Source organism: Streptomyces sp. NPDC005820 (genome assembly GCF_040630255.1).
Taxonomy (GTDB): Bacteria; Actinomycetota; Actinomycetes; order Streptomycetales; family Streptomycetaceae; genus Streptomyces.
The window spans coordinates 1-18,537 of sequence record NZ_JBEXXE010000046.1 but is presented as its reverse complement, the minus strand read 5'-3'; the positions used below and the strand labels follow the sequence as shown (position 1 = coordinate 18,537).

13 protein-coding genes and 1 pseudogene are annotated in these 18,537 nt (G+C 70.0%); 7 read left to right on the top strand and 7 right to left on the bottom strand.

Features of this window, described 5'->3' with window-relative positions:
* Nucleotides 1–19 precede the first annotated feature (19 nt).
* From ABZ464_RS40710 to ABZ464_RS40690, 5 genes are all read right to left on the bottom strand, one after another.
* Nucleotides 20–1,243, bottom strand: a complete 1,224-nt coding sequence (locus tag ABZ464_RS40710) for a hypothetical protein (RefSeq protein WP_359286683.1) — start codon at nucleotides 1,241–1,243, stop codon at nucleotides 20–22.
* A 38-nt stretch (nucleotides 1,244–1,281) separates the two neighbouring features.
* The gene (locus ABZ464_RS40705) at nucleotides 1,282–1,878 is read right to left on the bottom strand and encodes a hypothetical protein (RefSeq protein ID WP_359286680.1); all 597 of its coding nucleotides are present in this window, start codon (nucleotides 1,876–1,878) and stop codon (nucleotides 1,282–1,284) included.
* A gap of 96 nt (nucleotides 1,879–1,974) precedes the next feature.
* Nucleotides 1,975–3,273: a hypothetical protein gene (locus ABZ464_RS40700; RefSeq protein ID WP_359286677.1), complete on the bottom strand. Its 1,299-nt coding sequence runs from the start codon at nucleotides 3,271–3,273 to the stop codon at nucleotides 1,975–1,977.
* A 38-nt stretch (nucleotides 3,274–3,311) separates the two neighbouring features.
* A complete protein-coding gene (locus ABZ464_RS40695; protein ID WP_359286674.1) occupies nucleotides 3,312–5,849 on the bottom strand; it encodes a hypothetical protein in 2,538 nt (845 codons plus the stop codon).
* A gap of 1,806 nt (nucleotides 5,850–7,655) precedes the next feature.
* Complete coding sequence (locus tag ABZ464_RS40690) at nucleotides 7,656–8,234, bottom strand: DNA starvation/stationary phase protection protein (RefSeq protein ID WP_359286672.1); 579 nt, start codon at nucleotides 8,232–8,234, stop codon at nucleotides 7,656–7,658.
* Nucleotides 8,235–8,467: 233 nt separating this feature from the next.
* Between ABZ464_RS40690 and ABZ464_RS40685 the strand changes: the two genes are divergently transcribed.
* From ABZ464_RS40685 to ABZ464_RS40660, 6 genes are all read left to right on the top strand, one after another.
* Entirely contained in the window at nucleotides 8,468–9,835 is a 1,368-nt protein-coding gene (locus ABZ464_RS40685) for an NAD(P)/FAD-dependent oxidoreductase (protein WP_359286669.1), read from the top strand.
* Nucleotides 9,836–9,885: 50 nt separating this feature from the next.
* Entirely contained in the window at nucleotides 9,886–11,013 is a 1,128-nt protein-coding gene (locus ABZ464_RS40680) for a low temperature requirement protein A (RefSeq protein WP_359286667.1), read from the top strand.
* 324 nt (nucleotides 11,014–11,337) lie between these two features.
* A complete protein-coding gene (locus ABZ464_RS40675; protein WP_359286793.1) occupies nucleotides 11,338–13,215 on the top strand; it encodes an amidohydrolase in 1,878 nt (625 codons plus the stop codon).
* A 155-nt stretch (nucleotides 13,216–13,370) separates the two neighbouring features.
* A complete protein-coding gene (locus ABZ464_RS40670) occupies nucleotides 13,371–14,033 on the top strand; it encodes a hydrolase (protein ID WP_359286664.1) in 663 nt (220 codons plus the stop codon).
* Nucleotides 14,034–14,080: 47 nt separating this feature from the next.
* Entirely contained in the window at nucleotides 14,081–14,605 is a 525-nt protein-coding gene (locus ABZ464_RS40665; RefSeq protein ID WP_359286661.1) for a DoxX family protein, read from the top strand.
* Nucleotides 14,586–15,323 (top strand): YoaK family protein, encoded by a 738-nt coding sequence (locus tag ABZ464_RS40660; protein WP_359286658.1) that lies wholly within the window; start codon nucleotides 14,586–14,588, stop codon nucleotides 15,321–15,323. Before ABZ464_RS40665 ends, ABZ464_RS40660 begins: the two co-directional genes overlap by 20 nt.
* A 99-nt stretch (nucleotides 15,324–15,422) precedes the next feature.
* Here ABZ464_RS40660 and ABZ464_RS40655 read toward each other — a convergent pair.
* A pseudogene (locus ABZ464_RS40655) lies at nucleotides 15,423–15,560 on the bottom strand (LuxR C-terminal-related transcriptional regulator); the annotation flags it as partial.
* Between the two features lie 510 nt (nucleotides 15,561–16,070).
* Nucleotides 16,071–17,030 (bottom strand): helix-turn-helix domain-containing protein, encoded by a 960-nt coding sequence (locus tag ABZ464_RS40650; protein ID WP_359286655.1) that lies wholly within the window; start codon nucleotides 17,028–17,030, stop codon nucleotides 16,071–16,073.
* 599 nt (nucleotides 17,031–17,629) lie between these two features.
* Here ABZ464_RS40650 and ABZ464_RS40645 point away from each other — a divergent pair.
* Entirely contained in the window at nucleotides 17,630–18,253 is a 624-nt protein-coding gene (locus ABZ464_RS40645) for a DUF4232 domain-containing protein (protein WP_359286653.1), read from the top strand.
* The last annotated feature ends 284 nt before the right edge of the window (nucleotides 18,254–18,537 follow it).

Sequence of the window (18,537 nt, the reverse complement as noted above, 5' to 3'; positions counted from 1 at the left end):
CTTGGAGCGCAGGCGGGAGTCATCGGACCGGCTGCACAGCAGGACGGAGCCCCGAGCCGGCCTGCCCTGCGGAACCCCAGGGCGAACGCCGGTCGCTCGCCGATCCCACGGCCGGGGTCATCCGTACACTGCGCGCCCGTATGTCCGTACCCGTGACGATGGACCAGTGGTGGATGATCGCCTCCATGTCGTCCCGCAGCGGATTTCCGCTGCCCGTTCCGATGCCGGTCGGCGCCGCAAGGTAGAACGCGCCCGCATTGCCGGGACCCGGGAAGTTCCCGGACTCGAGGGCCCGGAGGAGGAAGGACAGCAGATCGGCAAGCTCGACGAAGGAGCGGCTGTGCTGGTGCGGGAGCAGACCCACGCTCAGCCCGATCTTCCTCAGCCGCTCCGAGGTGGTGCTGGCGGTCGCCCGCAGGTCCTTTACGACGGGTGTGTCGGCACTGATCGTGAGATGGAACCAGGAGAGCAGGGTGACCGCACCGAACTCCTCGCGCGCCAGGACCGGGCCGGCGGGCAGCAGGAAAGGGGTGACCCCGAGAGCGGAACCCGCGCCACGGCGTTCCCGCAGCGCATCCGAGATCTGGCTCACGAGGTCCTGGATTCCGAAGTTGTCGGTGGCGTTCGGCCCGGAGGTGTTGCGGGCGTTCTCGATGCCGTCCCAGACCTTGCCCAGCAGTTCCTGGAAGTGCTGCACAAAGCCGAGGTTGGCCGAGGGCGAGCGCACGTAGGGGTGGGCGCCGGGCCTGCCGTCCCTGGCGTGGCGGAGATCCAGCCCGAGGAGTCGGTGGTAGGCGTTGCGTCGGACCGCGTCCGCGTCGGGTCGCAGGGATCCGGTCGCGTCGTGCGGGGCGTACGGCGACTGGGTACGGAAGAACAACGCCTCGGTGGCTTCGAGCCAGCGGACCGTGGCCGGTGTCGGGGCGTTGAAGCGGTCGGTGTGCAGGAAGGCACCGAGAACGCGCCGGAAGATCTCCAGGATCAGCGTGCTTTCCATCATGTAGGCATAGACCAGGTGGTCCATGCCCAGTCCGGCCAGCTCATCGTCGAGCCGGTGCCGATCGGGCCGACGCGGCCGCCACCCGGTGCGGGGGGAACCGGCCTGGTTCGGGGCCATAACCTCCCAGGCGCGTTCCAGATAGTCGATGAGGTCGGCGGGGTGAAGCTCGAGGACGTGGTCGGCGGCCCCATGGGGGAGCGCGGAGTCCGCATCGGCGTGCAGGGCTGCGAGTTGGCGGAACACAGTGGCTTCTCTCCGGTCTAGAGGCCTGTCTCCAAGGGTCAGCGGACGACGAAGGCAGCCTTCAAGGTGGTCATCTCCATCGGCGCACCCTCCTCCACAACGATCTCGATCAGGTGCTCGGCCTCTGGGGACGGCATCGGATCGACCGTTTTGCCTGGGTCCCGGGACACTCGTCGGCAGGACAGCTCGACGTTGTAGGGGGCGGTTGCGACAGTGGCGACGACGCTCCACTCATACGGCTCCCCGTCGACGGTGACCGACTTCACCGGAGAGGGCGAGTGGTGCTGGACATAAGCCGCCTGCCAAGCAGCCCCTGCCGAATCGTCACCCGGGCGCGGATTCCGGATGATCAGCCTGATCTGCCGGTCCCCCCGCAGGGCCCATGCGAGAAGACGGCGCGAGTCGGGCAGGCGGCCCCCCGACGGGACCGGCGGCATGCTCGCAGGGGAGCCGGAACGGCCCGCACCGATGCCTGCTCTGACAGCGATGTAGTCCTTCAGCGCCATTGCCTGACCTGTCGTCAGCGCGGGTGCGGCGGCGGCTTCGATGGCATCGGCGAGCCTCGCGGCTGACTCGTTGAGGCCGCCCCGGAGCCTGTCCAACCCGGCGGACGCCTCACCGACGGCTTCTGACACCTGAGCCGCAGCCTCCGAGAGACCTCGGCAGCCCTCAGGTTTGCCGGGGCCGGGCGCCTTGTGTGTCGCGCCCGGAGATCGTTTCCCTGCCATCCCTTACCAGCCTCCCCTGCCGGTCGAGTTCCCGAGCATGGCCATCCATCGTGCGAACTCCGCACGGAGTTCCCGTGTGTGGTGCGGCTCGGTCGCGAGCCTCAGACCGCTCCATGCCAGCAGGCGCATCGGTGCGGTGTCCGCCCAGTAGGCGGAGGAGTACAGATGGGGCCCGGCCTGCGCGGCCATGGCCCGCAGGGCCTCGGGGGCCACGAGAGCCGGGTCGACCAGGGCGGTGAGCGGCCGTCCCCCAAAGGCATCGGCCGGCTGCCTGAGGCAGACCCTGGCGAGTGCCGACAGGACGCGCTCCGATGCGTCCAGGACCGATCGCCATGCGGGCGGTGCCTGCGCCACGGGATAGGAGGACCGCCAGGCGCTCTCCGCCCCGTCCCAAGGGCCCACCCCGTACCACTCACGGCACATCGCCGTGCCCAGCAGGACCCGTAGATAGGCGGCTGGGTGCGGATCACCGACGGGCGTGGCGTACACCCCTTCCGGCTCCCCTGCGATGACGTCGTGAAGACCGGCGACAGCGGCGTAGCCCGTATGCGCAAAGGCGTAGGTGTCCGCGGCCACCTCCTGGGCCCACTCGGCCCACAGGTCGGCCGTCCGCTCCCCTGCCGGACGGGCGGCGGCGTGCAGGGCCCGGCCGAGCTGGGCGTTCCAACCGAGGGAGAAGGCGACCTGATGACCGGTCTCATGAATCAGGGCGGTGGGTCGGAGCAGATTGTGGCGGGTGATCTTCACCGCTGCGACAGGGCTGATCGATCCGGGACTCCACAGCCGAACACCGGCCCGCAGAATGGAGGCACCCATCCCCTTGTCGAGGTACGTCAGCACCGGTGGAACCGGGCTGCCCAGCGCAGGCAGCACGGCGTACATGCTGTGGACGGCGAGCAGGTCGCACGCCCGCAGCAGGGCTCCGAGCCGGGGGCCGGTACGGCTGTTCACCGCGTCGCCGTAGAAATCGATCATCGTCTCGCACTGCTGGATGCTGCGCCGGAGGGCAAGCGTCCCCCGGCGGACCCGGTGCAGCTCATCGGCGGTCCGGGCCGCAGCCAGCGCATGCGTCAGCTGGGCGACGTGCGGGCGCAGGCGGTCGACCGCATGCTGGAGTTCCATGCGGAGGGCGATGCCCAGCCGGTGCTCCAGGGACTGCCAGGCGGGGACGGAGGCGAAGTTCTCCGGTTCCGCCAGGGCCTCGACCATCGAGTCCCAGTGGGCGATCTGCCGGGTGATCTGCGTGCGCAGGTCGTCCTCGATGCTCGCGTACGCCGCCCCCATGGCAGTGGGACAGGCCATGGGCACACCGCTCGTAGCGGCCACGGTCCGGGCGGGCGTCACGGGAGCCGGAACCCGGCGACGACCTTGACGCCGGCGGTCGGTACGGAGGCGAATCCGGTGGCAGTGGACGCCACGTCTGCCAGGGTCGGCAGACGTCCGTCCAGCACCTTGGCGACGAGCTCGGCGAGCGGGGTGGCAGGGAGGGTGACCAGTACTGTCACCCCGTCCGCAGGATCCTGCAGCGCACGGGTGAACTCCTCGCTGCGGCCGCGGAAGTACTGGGCGAGCACACCCTCCACTCCCGCCCGCAGGCCGCGCAGCAGCCCCTCCTTGACCATCGGGGCGAGTGCGGAGACGAACTCCTCCCCGGCGGCGGGCGGGGACAGCTGGGCGAACGGTGTCAGCTGGGCGGCTGGGACGCCCGCCTCGCGCTGGATCCGCACATGTGCACGGGGATTGTGCAGCACGGCGGTCACCGCACCCTCCGCGAGTGCTTCGGCGAGCTGTCCGATGAAGGCGGCAGGAGCAGGCGGATTTCCCGACCTTCGAAGGACCTCCTGGGCCCGTGACTCGCTCAGATAGAGGCCCAGGGCAAACGTCTGGCTCCCCGCGCGCAGGTCCACCCGGACGTTCACCTGCGTGGTCCGTCCGGGAGGGCGCCCTCCGAGGGCCGCTGGAGGAACCGTCGGAAGCGGTCCGTGAGCGGCGGGCAAGCCGACCCGGGGCAGGCCTGGGCCCGAAGGCGATCGCAGGGAGAAGGAGTCGAGGGGGCGGACGGCCGGAGCCGCGATCCCGTCGGCGGGCGAAGAACCTGCACCGACCAGTTCGACGCCGAAAAAACGGGCGCCGGCGGGCAGCGGCCTCCCTTTGACCGCTCTTGCCGCCGGCCGCCCCAGGCCCGGGTGGCCGGTGAGCAGGCCTGCGGCTTCGGGAGTCAGCGGCAGCAGCGCGGCCAGGCGCAGAGATCCCTGTGTGCGCAGCCGCTCCAGCAGCGCGATCTGTCGGAGCCACGTGCCCGGCAGTGCCTCGTACAGGTGGATACGGACGCGCACCGGGTACGACTGGACCCGGTGGCGGTCCCGCAGGAGGGTTGCAAGGCTGATCCCGTGACGGTTGCGCAGCTGCTGGGCCTGCCGCAGATGCACCACGGCCTCCACTGGCTGGGAGTACTTCCGGTAGCGGAAGCGGTGCGGGTGCACCCGGGGAAGGCGGATCCACACCTCGGGGCGACCTGGTGCCTCCAGCTCGGGGAGATCTGGGCGCAGGCGGGCGGCGGGGATGCCTGCGGCCACCGCCTCATGGAAGGCCTGGACGGTGGCCGCTTCCAGCCGGACGGGGTCCTCCAGCTCGCCGACGGTCAGTCGGCCGACGCTGCGCACGGTGTCCTCCACGGTGGCGGCAAGAGCCTCAGCCGCGGTCTCACGGGGATCCTCGCCCTGGGTCTCGAGGCTGAGCAGCCGCAGGCCGGCGTCCGCGATGGCGGGGGAGAGCTGTGCAGCGGCCTCGGGCCCGACCAGTCCGCTGATCAGCTTGGCCAGCAGACCGCCCACAAAGCCGACCACCTTGTCCCGGCCGATGATGGAGATGCCTGTCTTCACCAGGGGCAGTACCGCCACCAACGCGGGCAGGAACTCCTCGGTGGCCGGGCGCGGGTCGCCGCCGGACGGCAGCTCGGCCAGGCGTGCGGTGAACCGGGCTCGGGCGGCGTCCAGCACGGCCGTGTCGACGCTCTCCGGTGCCTGCTCGGTCGGCGGGGTGGCCAGATGCGCGGCGGCTTCGCTGATCCGGTCTGCCTGCTCGCTCTCGTCCCGGGCCAGCAGGAGGGAGGCGGTGGCAGCGCCCATGTCCTGCGTCATCCGGGCAGCAGGAGCAGGGCCGTACGCTTCGGCCGACTCCGCGGCCACGGGCAGAGCCGTTCCACCGGTCTCCCCGCTCCATCCTTCGGTGGCGGCGGAGGATTCGCCCATGAGCTTTCGTGCGAGGGTGGCTGCGATCGGCCGCAATGGGACCGGGATGCGGCCCATGGCGTACTTGAGGACACGTTCGAGCAGCGGACGGACAAGCTTTTTCAGGGCGCCCAGGATGATCCCGATCGGGGTTATCTTCCCCGCGATCTCGATGCCCTTCTTCGCCAGCGAGACGGCGCCGGTGACCGCTTTGCGGGCAAGCTTTCCCAACGCTCCGAGGAACCCCTCGAAGGCCGGCTCCAGTCCCTGCGATACCGGCGGCGTGCTCTCGAACAGCAGATCAGTCTCGGCCTCGGTGAGGGAGGCCGTGTCTGCGGCACCGGCGGAGGCCGCGAGCTGATCGAGCATCTGCTCCGCATGCTCGGCGAGCGGTGTGAGCCACTGGCGCACGGCCTGATCGGCAGCGCGTGGATCGCCGGCGCCGACGGTGGTGGCGGTGTGCTCCGCGTGGACGGCCGCCGACTGCTCCAGCAGCTCCGCGAGCGCCTGCTCCATCTCGTCCTCGTAGAGCTCACAGAGCAGATCCGCCGCCGCCTCGGCTCGGGGATCGCGCGGCCCGGACGAGCCGGCGCCGGGCAGCGGCGACATAAATGGACTGGCGAGCGGGGAGGACGCCGGCACCTCCATCCATTCCTGCGCGGCGGCCGCCTCGTACGGGGACTCGGGGGCGAGGAAGGGCGATGCGAGCTGGGCAGCCGGAACGGTGGACGCTTCAAACGCCTCGGCCTGCGGCAGCCACTCTGCCTCAGTCGTCGGCGCGGAGGAGAAAGGTGATCCCCCGGGCCACACTGATTCATCAAGTACGGACACAATCCCCCCATCCCAAGGCGCCACCGGCCGGATTCGCCGGCCTCGGCAGGAGCACCCCGTTGCCAGTGGCATCGCCGCTTCGGGCCCGTGCTCACCTGACAGCGAGCATGCTGAGTGCGGCGGGCGCCGGCATCAGGGATCTCCCTACGGTCACTCAGTACGGTCGTCGAGCCGGACGACATCTGTAACCGGGTATATTCACTCAATATGTGACATACGGTGCGCATGGGGTCACGGGTGCGGTTTGCGAAGATCCGGCCGTACACGGTTCCGGAGAGGCTGGAGGAGCCGGCCGGTCCGGGAGGCGGGGTGGCGGTTTGCCGACCGTGCTGGAGTGGACGCCGAAGCGGGTCTACGACCTGTCGGACGACGTTGACCTGCGGATGTCTATGAGACGGTCATCCGCGAGGCCATGCATGTGGAGGAGCTGCGGCAATTCCTGAATCCGGTGCTTCTCCCGGCCTTGTGGCAGAGGCTGTGGCTCCCGCCGCGCGCGGTTGGTGCCCCGGGCGCGGCCGACTCGCCCGACGACGCGGTGGCCAACAAGGTGACCATGCTGTTCGGACGGGCCGCGCCGCGGGATTACCTCGATGTGGAGGCCGCGCTTGCCTCCGGGCGGTACTCGGGTGGGCGGCTGCTGCAGTTGGCGTCGGAGCGCGACGCCGGGTTCGATCCGCGTTACTTCGCCCAGGCGCTGCGGGCGGTCGACTGTTGGCCGGACCGGGAGTGCGAGGCGTCGACGGCGGCCAGGTGGAGGACATGCGCCGACGGTTGCGCGCCTGGGCTGCCGAGATCCTCGATGAACGGCTCGAAGAGAGATGCCCCAGTCGGCCGTGTTGGCCTGAGCTCCAACTGGCGCGGGCTCCCTTCGCGGCTACGGCGTCGGGCACCTGAGCAGGACAGACGCCTTTGCACAGTGCATCACGGGGTGGCACGGGTCAACCCGTTGCGTATGCTCTGACCAGCCAAAACATCACAGGACAGCACGACGAGGATTTTGGTCTTCTCTTTAGGGTGATTCGCGGGTGTTACCGGATCGGTCGCCTTCGGAAGTGGCGGCTCGTGGCCGGGGCAAGGTTGATGCGGGTCATCGGACACAGGTCCGTTTCGAAGGGCCGGCCCGCCGACTCGGCCCGCTCCGAGGGCGATTCGGAACTCGTCCAACGCTCACCGAGTGACAGCACCCCGGACGCTGACTGCCGCTCCGTCAAGGTCGGCGAAGATCTTCGACTTGGGCATGATGCAGACGCCCACGTCGTGGCGAACCAGTTCGGCTGCCGCGACAATTCCGTTCACCTCGCACGTCCCGCTGTGGTCGGGCGACGTCGGCGAGCCGGTCCTGGCCGTTCGACGTCGTCCCGGCGAGCGCCCCCGGGCGACGCCAACGGCTCCATGCCCTCACGGGACTGCGGTCGGGGCGCCGGGCCCGCGCTGCTGCTGCCAGCAGTTGAGCGCGTCCACGGCCAGGTCCACCTTGCGCAGCTCGGCCGGGCTTAACGGAGCCCTCTTCCCCTGCATCGTGCCTACCGTCACCCGCCCGCGCGGCTCCCTCGTACGTCATCGCCGGCCTCCCGTGTCCTCGGCAGGCGGACGGCGGGGATCTCGGGCGGGTGCCGCCGTTCTTCAGGCGCGGACCAGCGGTGTGTCGACCAGATGCTCGGCCAGGAACCACGCCTGCAGCTCGCCCGTCCTGATCACCTGGGACACCAGCAGGTCGTTGGTGCCGTCGTCGCCCAGCTCGGCGGCTCGTGAGGCGGCCTCGTGGGCCTCGATGAGGATGGTCTCGTGAGCCTCCAGCAGCCGTGACAGCATCACCGGCACCTCCTCCACGCCGTCCGGAGGCCGCGGGATCGACGTGATCTCGGCGACGTGCCGGGGATCGCCCACCGCGACACCGCCCAGGGACTGGACTCGTTCGGCGATGGTGTCGACGATCTCAAGCTGTTCGCCCGCATGCTTGTCCAGGACCAGGTGCAGTTGGTAGAAGGTTGCACCGCGCATCAGCCAGTGGTGCTTCTTGTAGAGGCCGAAGAGGATCTGCGTGTCCGCCAGGACCTTGTTCAAGCGCTGGCAGGAGTACATCCGCGCCTCATAGGACAGGCCGACCGGGAATTGTTTGACGGTCCCGAACTCCTGGATCACCTCGCCCTTCTGGTGCAACCACGGCTGGCTGCCGCTCACGGGCTGGGAACTGGTGGTCATGGTCCGCCTCCTACGGTGCCGTGCTGTACGTACCCGAGTGACGCTAGGTGCTTTGCCAGGGCACGGTTTGCCCGGCAGCGAATGCGGTTGTGCCCGTCGGCGCACCATGGCCTTGGCCGTGCCCGGCGTTCGCTCCCGGGCACATTCCGGTGCGCCTGCGGGCACGAGCCGTCGTTCCCGCAGACCTAGCCTCGGCAGGGCGCCCCCCGGGGAGCCGGCGAACGAGGAGAGAGATGAGCGTGAACGAGCAGGCGGACGTGGTGGTCGTCGGGCTGGGGCCGGGCGGTGAGTACGTCGCGGGTACCCTGGCCGAGGCCGGTCTCGATGTGGTGGGGATCGAAGCGGAACTCGTCGGTGGCGAGTGTCCGTACTGGGCCTGCGTGCCCAGCAAGATGATGATCCGGTCCGGGAACCTGCTCGCCGAGGCAAACCGGATCCCCGCACTCGCCGGTGAGGCGGTCGTGACTCCGGACTGGACCAGGGTCGCGGGACGTATCCGGGACGAGGCCACCGACGACTGGAACGACCAAGTGGCCGCCGACCGCCTCGTGGCCAAGGGCGGGAGGCTCGTCAGGGGGACGGGCCGCCTCGTGGGACCGCGACGTGTGGCGGTCGGGAACCGTATGTTCGAGGCCCGGCGCGGTGTCGTCCTGGCCACCGGTACGCGGCCCCGGATTCCCCCGGTGCCGGGTCTGGAGGCAACGCCGTGCTGGACCAACCGGGACGCCATGGCGGCCAAGGAGCTGCCGACGTCGTTGATCATTCTCGGCGGGGGCGCCGTCGGTGTCGAACTCGCCCAGGTCTTCGCCCGTTTCAGGTGCGCGGTCACCGTGATCGAGGGACAGGACCGGCTGCTGTCGCAGGAGGAGCCGGAAGCAGGGGACTTGGCGGCGGCGGCCCTGCGGGCGGACGATGTCACCGTCCTTACGCGCGCCCGGGCGCGGCGGGTCAGCCACGACGGCGCCGAGTTCACCGTCCGTCTCCGGGGCGATGAGCAGGTGCTGAGAGCTGAACGGCTGCTGGTCGCCGGCGGACGCCACGCCGACCTGACCCCGCTGGCGGTCGACACCGTGGGGCTCGATCCGGCGGCGGGAGTTGTGCCCACGGACGGGCAGTTGCGGGCCGGGGAGGGGCTGTGGGCGGTCGGTGACATCACCGGCCGGGGCGCGTTCACCCACGTGTCGATGTACCAGGCGCAGATCGCCGTCCGGGACATCCTCGGACAGCCCGGTCCCGATGCCGACTACCGGGCGCTGCCCCGCGTCACCTTCACCGATCCGGAGATCGGGGCCGTGGGATTGACGGAACGTCAGGCACGGGAGCGGGGGCTGCGGGTCCGCACCAGCGTGGTGACCCTCGCTTCCTCCTCCCGCGGCTGGATCCACGGGCCGGGCAACGACGGGTTCATCAAGCTGGTCGAGGACGCCGACCGGGGCGTTCTGATCGGTGCGACCTCGGCGGGGCCGACGGGAGGCGAGGTGCTCTACGGCCTGAACGTGGCCGTCCACGCCGAGGTGCCCGTCGACCGGCTGCAGCACATGATCTACACCTATCCCACCTTCCATCGGGCCGTCGAGACGGCTCTGGGAGCCCTCCGCTGAGCCGCGCAGCGGGTACGAACGCATTCCCGGCCGTCCGCCGACGGCACACCATGAAGGGCCGCGACCCGGGCGAGCCGCACCGGACGGCCACCTCGCTGGAACTCTTCTTCGACCTGTGCTTCGTCATCGCGGTGGCACAGGCGTCCGCAAGCCTGCACGGGGCGCTGAACAACGGGGACTACGCCACAGGCGCCGTGCGCTTCGCGCTGCTCTTTTTCACCGTCTGGTGGGCGTGGATGAACTTCACGTGGTTCGCCTCCGCCTACGATCCGGACGACGTTCCCTACCGTCTGACGGTGCTGGCCCAGATCACCGGCTCTCTCGTCCTCGCAGCCGGCGTCCGCCGCGCGTTCGAGGACGGGGATCTGCGCGTCATCACGCTCGGATACGTCGTGCTGCGCACGGCGTTGGCCTCGCTGTGGCTGCGCGCCGCGCTGTCCGACCCGGCACGACGCAGGACCACACTGCGTTTCGCCGCCGGGGTGACGATATGCCAGCTCGGCTGGGTCGGCTTGCTCTTCCTGCCGGGCTCGCTGCGCCTGCCGGGCATCGCGGTGATGATCGTCGCCGAGGTGGTGGTCCCCGTGTGGGCGCAGTCCGCCGGGATGACGCCCTGGCATCCGCACCACATCGCCGAGCGGTACGAACTGTTCACTCTCATCGTGCTCGGCGAGTGCGTCGCGGCCGCCACCGTCGCCGTCCGCAGCGCCTTCGAGCGACATCAGGGCACCGGTTCGCTGTACGCGTTGGCGGCCGGCGGCCTGCTCATGGCGTACGCCATGTGGTGGCTGTACTTCGCCAGTCCCGCGCACTCTCTGCTCGCCACGACCCACCAGGCCCACCGCAGAAGGTTCCCCTGGGCATACGGCCACTATCTGATCTTCGCCGCGGCGACCGCCGAGGGCGCCGGTCTGGCGGCGTACGCCGACCACCTCACGCGTCACACCGAGACCTCGCCGAGCGCTGCCGGCGCCGCTGTCACCCTCCCTGCGGCCGTTTTTCTGATCGCGGTCTGGGGGGTGCACCTGCGGCCACACCAAAGGAGCGTGGCCGAGCGGATCCCGTTTCCGGTCGCCGCGGTCGCTGTCCTGCTGGCCGCCTGGTCCCCGGCACCCGCTCTGTTTGCCGGAGTGACGCTGGCGATGCTCGTCGTCGTGGTGACGGTGCCGCGCCGGTGACGAGGCGTGCGGTGGGATCACAGGAGATGAGGCCGCACAGGTGGCGGAAACCCCATCAGGGAACCGCGCCGACCCTCACCACACGGAAAGTGAGGCTGTGCACTGTCGGATAGCCTCCGGTGCACTGCAGGGACACGCGCCTCGTTCAGCTCGAAATAGCCTGACGGCGAAGCAGCCACCGTCCGCCGGGGACCGGGCCCGTGCATCGCACGGAGAGCCCACCCGGGATTCCGTTCGGTGGAGTGTGGGGGCTCGGTGACCGAAAGGCTCCGCTTCGAAATCGACGCTGTGCACACCGAAGGAGGTTGTCGAAAGGTGTCCACGATGCCGGTCGGTGGGCTTGTTGCCCGCGCCACCGACAACGCGGCGGACCTCGTGGTCCGCAACGCGAAGATCCACACGGGAGACCCGGTCCGCCCACAGGCCGAGGCCATTGCCATCCGCGCGGGGCGCATCACGGTCGTCGGTGACGACAACGACGTGGCCGCCCATGTCGGACCGGCCACGAAGGTCGTCGATGCCCTCGGCCGCCGGATGGTCCCCGGCCTCAACGACTCCCACCTGCACGTCATCCGGGGCGGGCTCAACTACGTCCTGGAACTGCGCTGGGACGGCGTGCCCACCCTGCGCCACGGCCTGGCGATGCTGCGCGAGCAGGCGGCCCGTACGCCCAAGGGGCAGTGGGTCCGGGTGGTGGGCGGCTGGTCGGCCGAGCAGTTCGCCGAACGGCGGCTGCCGACCGTCGCCGAGCTGAACGCCGCCGCACCGGACACTCCCGTATTCGTCCTGCACCTGTACCAGTCGGCGGTGCTCAACCGGGCGGCCCTCAAGGCCGCCGGATACACCCGGGACACCCCTGACCCCAAGGGCGGGCAGATCGTGCGGGGCCGCGACGGTGAGCCCACGGGCATGTTGCTGGCCGCTCCCAGCGCCCTGATCCTCTACTCGACCCTGGCCAAGGCCCCGGTCCTTCAGGGCGAGGACAAGAAGACCTCCACCCGTCACTTCCTGCGGGAGCTGAACAGGTTCGGACTCACCTCGGCGATCGACGCGGCCGGCGGGTTCCAGAACTTTCCCGACAACTACAGCACGGTCGTCGAACTGGCCAAGGCAGGCCAGCTGTCGCTGCGTATCGCCTACCACCTCTTCCCGCAGACGGCCGGCCAGGAACTCGACGACCTCGCCCGCTGGATCGAAACGGCCCGTCCCGAGGACGGCGACGAATGGCTGCGTCTCAACGGCGCCGGTGAGAACCTCACCTGGGCAGCCGCGGATTTCGAGAACTTCGCCCAGCCGCGCCCGCACCTCGCCGACTACGAGGCGGAATTCGAGAAGGCCGTGCGTCTCCTCATGGAGAACGGCTGGGGATTCCGGCTGCACGCCACCTATGACGAGACCATCCGCCGCGACCTCGCGGTATTCGAGAAGCTTGCGGCGGAAGGGCTCTTCCCGGCCGGGAGACGATGGCTGTTCGACCACGCCGAAACGGTGTCCGCGGACAGCCTGGACCGCATCGCCGCCCTCGGCGGCGCCATGTCCGTACAGAACCGGTTGTCCTTCCAGGGCGAGGCGTTCCTGCGCCGCTACGGCCCCGGTGCCGCCGCGGATGCACCTCCGATCCGGGCCATGCTGGAGCGCGGCCTGACCGTCGGGGCCGGTACCGACGCCACCCGGGTCTCCACCTACAACCCCTGGGTCGCCCTGCACTGGCTCATCACCGGCCGCACGGTCGGTGACCTGGTCCTCCGTCCGCCGCACAACCGGGTCGACCGACGTACGGCACTGTCGATGTTCACCGAGGCGGGTGCCGCGCTGACCGGTGAGGAGGGCGTCAAGGGGGTCCTGCGCCCGGGCTTCCTCGGCGACCTGGCGGTCCTGTCCGAGGACTATTTCACCGTGCCCGAGCAGGACATCGCGCACATCGAGTCCTTGCTGACGGTCGTCGGCGGCCGGATCGTGCACGCCGCCGCCGAGTACGAGGGCCTCGACGAAGAACTGCCGCCGGTCAGTCCCGAATGGAGTCCGGTGGCCCACTTCGGCGGCTACCGGGCCGCGCCCGTCACCGGCCTGTCGGGCGCCCGACAGGCCGAGTTGCTCGGCCAGGCCGTCGCCGAGTCGGAGCAGCACCGTCAGTGGCGCACCCGCCGCGGCCTGGCCGCGGGAACCGAGAACACGGTCTTCGACCCCTGCTTCTCGCTCTGACCTCCTGGAAGGGGCCCCGGCCGCGGGCTGGAAGGGGGCCCGGCCACCAGCCGCCCCTCCCCGGGACACCACCCACCTTGCGCCGTCCCACGGACGGTCGCGCTCAGCAGCGGACGCCCGTCCGCGATCACTACACTCATGAAGGGCTTTCTCTCATGGTCGACATCGCCCAGGTCACCGCGGCTCCCAGCCCCGACCTGCTCACCCCCGACAACTGCGCGGTGCTGTTCGTTGACCACCAGCCGCAGATGTTCTTCGGCACCGGAAGCAGTGACCGCACCGCGATCATCAACTCCACCGTGGGCCTGGCGAAGGCCGCCAAGCTGTTCGACGTGCCGGCCGTGCTGAGCACCGTGGCGGCCGAGTCCTTCTCGGGACCGCTGATGCCGCAGTTGGCAGACGTCTTCCCCGACCAGAAGATCATCGACCGCACCACGATGAACGCCTGGGAGGACGTCGCCTTCGTCGAGGCCGTCAAGGCGACGGGACGCAAGAAGCTCGTCATCGCCGGGCTGTGGACCGAGGTCTGCGTCGTGCTCCCCACCCTGTCCGCCCTCGCCCAGGGCTACGAGGTCTACGTCGTCACGGACGCCTCCGGCGGCGTCACCCCGCAGGCGCACGAGCACGCCGTCCAGCGCATGATCCAGGGCGGCGCGGTTCCGGTGACCTGGGTGCAGGTGCTGCTGGAGCTCCAGCGTGACTGGGCACGCCAGGAGACGTACGTCCCCGTCACCGAACTGGTGAAGGAGCACGCCGGCGCCTACGGCCTCGGCATCGTCTACGCGCAGGCGGTCATCGGCGCCCACGCCGCCGGCTGACCTCTTCGAACGGTCAACGCGGAACGTCAGGAACAGGCAGGAACACGATGGACACCGGACTGTTGGTGCTCCGGCTCATGGCGGGCCTTCTCATCGCCGGGCACGGAGTGCAGAAGGTCAGTTTCCGAATGGGCGGCAACGGCTTGGCGGGCGGAACCGAGGAGTTCCGGCACGACGGCTTCCGCGGCGGCCGGCTCACCGCGCTTGCCGCCGGCGGCAGCCAGATCGGCGCCGGCCTGTTCCTGGCGGCCGGTCTGCTCACGCCCGCCGCGGCGATGGCCGCCATGGGGGTGATGACGGTCGCGAGCACCGTCAAGTGGCCCAACGGGCTCTGGGTGCAGAACGACGGCTACGAGTACCCGGTGGTCCTCGTCGTCGTCTCCGCGGTGCCGGCGCTGACCGGCCCCGGCCGCTGGTCGGTCGACCACCTCCTCGGGCTCACCCCCTGGCCGCGGTGGATCTCCCTCGCCGCCATCGTGATCGGCCCGGTCAGCGGACTGCTCACGCGAGCGGTGCTCCACCGCCCGTCCTCTTCCGGAAGGAGGATCCCGCATGCGCAAGCTGCTGACTGACGCGGCCCGTACGCTGGCTCCGCCCAAGGGGGACAGGCACGGCCCGTTGCCCCCGCTCATGCTGACGCTGACCGTGGTGACCGGCCTGGTCGACGCCGTGAGCTATCTGTCTCTCGGGCACGTCTTCGTCGCCAACATGACCGGCAACGTGGTCTTCCTCGGGTTCGCCCTGGCCGGCGCCGAAGGGCTGTCATCGCTCGCCTCCGTGGTCTCGATGGCCGCTTTCCTCGCCGGCGCGCTGGCGGGAGGCCGGTTCGGCATCCGGTTCGCGGCGCACCGCGGGCGGCTGCTGACCATCACCACGGCGCTTCAGACGCTGCTCGTGGCCGCGGCCGTCATCACGGCCGCGGCCACGCACGGCAACATGACCACCACCGTTCAGTACACCTTGATCGTGTTCCTTGGTCTTGGCATGGGACTGCAGAACGCTGTCGCACGGCGCCTCGGTGTCCCCGACCTGACCACGACCGTTCTGACCCTCACCCTGACAGGCCTGGCCGCGGACTCCGTCCCGGCCGGCGGGGCGGCACCCCGGCCCGGCCGGCGGCTCCTGTCCGTCCTGGCCATGTTCCTCGGCGCCCTCGCCGGTGCCGCGCTCCTGCTGCACACGGGACTCGCTCTCACTCTGGGCCTGGCGCTGGGATTGCTCGCGGTGACCTCCATGGCCACCCATCGCCTCTCGGCATCCGGCGCGGCCTGGATCAGGCCACAGTCGTGAAGCCGACGAGCCCGCGGGGCTCCACCGGCGCCACCCGGAACTCGGCGCCCAGACGGAAGCCGTCGAACGTGTGACCCTGAATCTCCCGCGGTGGTGGGTGTTGACCGTGCGCGGGGAGAGCATCAGCTTCTCCGCTGTCTCCCGGTTGCGCAGCCCTCGTGCCGCCAGCCGTACGATCTGGCGCTGCTGGGTGGTCAGTTCCCCCAGCGGGACGGCCTGGGTTGGGGCGATGGCCACGCCGCTCGCCCGCAACTCGGCGCGGGCCTCCTCAGTCAGGCCGGACGCACCGAGCCGGGTGAACGTCTCCAGCGCTGTGGCCAGGAGGGCGCGGGCCTCCAAAGGGCGCCGCCGTCTGCGCAGCCACTGCGCGTAGTGGAGTTTCGCCTGCGCCCGGGCCAGTGGCCACCGATCGCCCTCGGCCGCGCCCGGCTTGCCTCTTCTGCGGCACGCTTCGGGGGCCGCATCGGCATGGAGCCGTCACGCCGGGTAATTGTGCGCCGGAGTCACCGCAGGCGTTCCCGTCACGGCCGTCCGCGTGCGCGGCGCCATCCATGACGTCGTCATGCTCAGCAGCCTCCGTTCTGACTGCAGGGCACAGGCCGCCATCAGGTCGGCAACAAGCGCGCTGCGCGGCGCGTGGCACCCGGAAGAGCCGGGCAGCCCCTGCTGTGACTTCCGGCCTTGACACGTTCGCCGGTCCGGCGTGCGTGGCGGCCGGATGCCGCGGACGTCGGCGCAGGCCAGTGCTCACGTGGGTCGAGTGCTCGCCTGCCATTCCCGGGGTGACATGCCGTAGGCGGTGCGAAAGATCCTGCTGAAGTGGGAAGCGCTTACAAAACCCCACCGCTGCGCCACTGCCGACACGGCTGGTGCCGTCCTCGAAGACCGTGACAGATCATGTCGGCACCTCTCCAGGCGCTCGTGCTGGATCCAACGGCCTACCGTAAGCCCTTCCGAGCTGAAGAGTTTGTGGAGATATCGGACCGATATGTGGTGCGCGACCGCGATCCTCGCGGGTGAGAGATCGGGTTCGGCGAGGTGCCGAAGAATGTACGCCTTGATTCGTGCCAGCATGCCCCGGGCCGTTTCCGAGGCGTGAGGGTCCAGCCGACCCTGGCGTTCGCGCAACAGTACGGTCAGCAGATCCACGGCCGTCATCGCGAGTTGCCGCCCTGTGTGCGGGTCGAATCCGGCAGCCTGGTCGGCCAGGCGGGCCAGATATCCGGCAACGAGTCCGGACGTACCGCAATGGCCGCTGAACAGAGTCCCGGTGAGCGTCTGCAGATCGGTGTCCGACATGCCCAGCTCCTTCTTCGGCACACCGAGCCAGGTGAAGCGGAAGTCGTCCGGATGCTCTCTTTTGAAGGGCCGTCCCGTGTCACAGCAGGTGAAGGCCCCGGGCTTGACCAGAGCCTCGCGTCCGTCCTGGGTGAGCCTCGCCGTACCCCGCTGCTGCAAGGTGATGGTCATGTAGTCCTCTCCGCCCAGCGCGATCAGGCGTCTGTGGCGCGACACCGTCTGGGGTCCGGCCTCGACCACGGAGATCTGCAAGGGGCCGAGCCGATCGCTGCTGATCGTTCCCGCCGAAGGTTCACGCTCATGAAGGGTCACGTCCAGCGGTATGAACGTGTTGGAGACCAGGCTGTGCCAGTAATCCGCCCGTTCGGAAGGGGAGAACGGCACCGTGGAGCGAACGACGGACATCATGACTCCTCGTCACGTTCGTGCGGACGCTCCTCTGAGAGCGTCGGAGCAGAGGAAGGTACGCCGACCCGGCAGGTACGCCCAGGACGTCGTCGGGCAGCCGGGGACGACGAGGTGTGCTGGGAATGAGGCTCACGAGCCCTCCGCAAGGATGCGACCGTCTCCTGCGCCCACTCTCGGATCCCCGGCCGCCCGTGCCATCCGTCAGGTGACGTACGCACTGTGCGGTCCTCCGTTTTCTCTTCTGTTTTCTCTTCCATGGCCACGGTCCGGCACTCGAACATCCCGAGAACCACCTGCCCGTGCGCCTCAGGGCTCCCTTGATTACGGATCGGGACGCGCACTGCAGTACGTGATCGGAGTGAGTGATGTGCCACCCGGGCACGGGGAGCGATTGCTGATGGCTCAGGTCGTCCGCGTCGTACTGGGTGGGGACAGTCGGGGCGAAGGCAGCCGGGCGGTGACCGGCCCCTGCACTGGCAGGCTCTGGACCGTGCGCTGACGGTCAAACCCTCTCCCGGGCTCCCGCTTAGCCTGACGGCGGCGGCGTCGTGATCGGCACCGCAACGCGGAACCGAGTCAGGAGGGGCGTGCCCAACCCGATGAGACACCCTGGACGCCACCGAGCCGCCCTGGCAGCGGCCGGGGCCCTGGCCGTCGTACTGACCGCATGCACGAGCGGCGACAGGGGAGGCGGAGTCACCGGCAGCGGCCCGGTCGCCGGTACCACCCCGAACGCGAGTACCTCGGCGGTTCCGGCGCCCCCGTCCCGGCCCTCCGCGTCTCCCGCGACGACCGCGCCGTCCACCCGCTGCCACACTTCAGATCTGCGTGCCTTCATCGGCCCGAACGATCCGGGAGCCGGTCAGGAGAACTTCGCCGTCGTCCTGACCAACAACTCCGCCCGCACCTGTACGGTCTACGGCTTCCCCGGCATCGCCTTCGTCGACGGCGCCGGCGAGGCGGTCACGCCGGACCCCGAGCGGGCCACCGGCCAGGAGGAGCCGACGGTGTCGCTGAAGCCCGGCGCCAGTGCGTGGTCGGCGCTGACGTTCACCAATCCGGCGGCCACCGGCGCGACCACCGTGACCCCCGCGGCCGTCCTCGTCACCCCGCCCGACGAGACGGCGTCGATCAAGGCGGCCTGGGGCGGCGGAAAGGTCTCCAACACGGGCAAGGCGTCGGTCCCGCAGGTGGGCCCGCTCAGGCCGGGCGACGGCGGTTGACTTCGGCAGCACCCTCGTCGGCACCGGCATCCGCTCCGGCCGCCGGCGTGAGCCGCTCGGCCGCGCCCTCAGACCTACCGGTCCCCGCAGGTCACCGGCGCCGACGCGGCCTCCCGGGCCGCCCTCGGTGTCGACCCCGCCTCCCGCGCCCGCGTCAACTCCGTCGCCGGACAGATCCGTACCGCCTACCCGAAGCTCCAGGTGGACGTCACCGTCGGCAGCTCGCCCGCACCGCAGACGGTGACCCTGCCGAGGGACGTCAAGGTCACCGAGTACTGGGTCGC

What these genes read in the sequence shown, in the direction of transcription:
- ABZ464_RS40700 (WP_359286677.1), bottom strand. Translation starts at nt 3,273, where the DNA reads ATGGCCTGTCCCACTGCCATGGGGGCGGCGTACGCGAGCATCGAGGAC.
- ABZ464_RS40695 (WP_359286674.1), bottom strand. Translation starts at nt 5,849, where the DNA reads ATGGAGGTGCCGGCGTCCTCCCCGCTCGCCAGTCCATTTATGTCGCCG.
- ABZ464_RS40690 (WP_359286672.1), bottom strand. Translation starts at nt 8,234, where the DNA reads ATGACCACCAGTTCCCAGCCCGTGAGCGGCAGCCAGCCGTGGTTGCAC.
- ABZ464_RS40685 (WP_359286669.1), top strand. Translation starts at nt 8,468, where the DNA reads ATGAGCGTGAACGAGCAGGCGGACGTGGTGGTCGTCGGGCTGGGGCCG.
- ABZ464_RS40680 (WP_359286667.1), top strand. Translation starts at nt 9,886, where the DNA reads ATGAAGGGCCGCGACCCGGGCGAGCCGCACCGGACGGCCACCTCGCTG.
- ABZ464_RS40675 (WP_359286793.1), top strand. Translation starts at nt 11,338, where the DNA reads ATGCCGGTCGGTGGGCTTGTTGCCCGCGCCACCGACAACGCGGCGGAC.
- ABZ464_RS40670 (WP_359286664.1), top strand. Translation starts at nt 13,371, where the DNA reads ATGGTCGACATCGCCCAGGTCACCGCGGCTCCCAGCCCCGACCTGCTC.
- ABZ464_RS40665 (WP_359286661.1), top strand. Translation starts at nt 14,081, where the DNA reads ATGGACACCGGACTGTTGGTGCTCCGGCTCATGGCGGGCCTTCTCATC.
- ABZ464_RS40660 (WP_359286658.1), top strand. Translation starts at nt 14,586, where the DNA reads ATGCGCAAGCTGCTGACTGACGCGGCCCGTACGCTGGCTCCGCCCAAG.
- ABZ464_RS40650 (WP_359286655.1), bottom strand. Translation starts at nt 17,030, where the DNA reads ATGATGTCCGTCGTTCGCTCCACGGTGCCGTTCTCCCCTTCCGAACGG.
- ABZ464_RS40645 (WP_359286653.1), top strand. Translation starts at nt 17,630, where the DNA reads ATGAGACACCCTGGACGCCACCGAGCCGCCCTGGCAGCGGCCGGGGCC.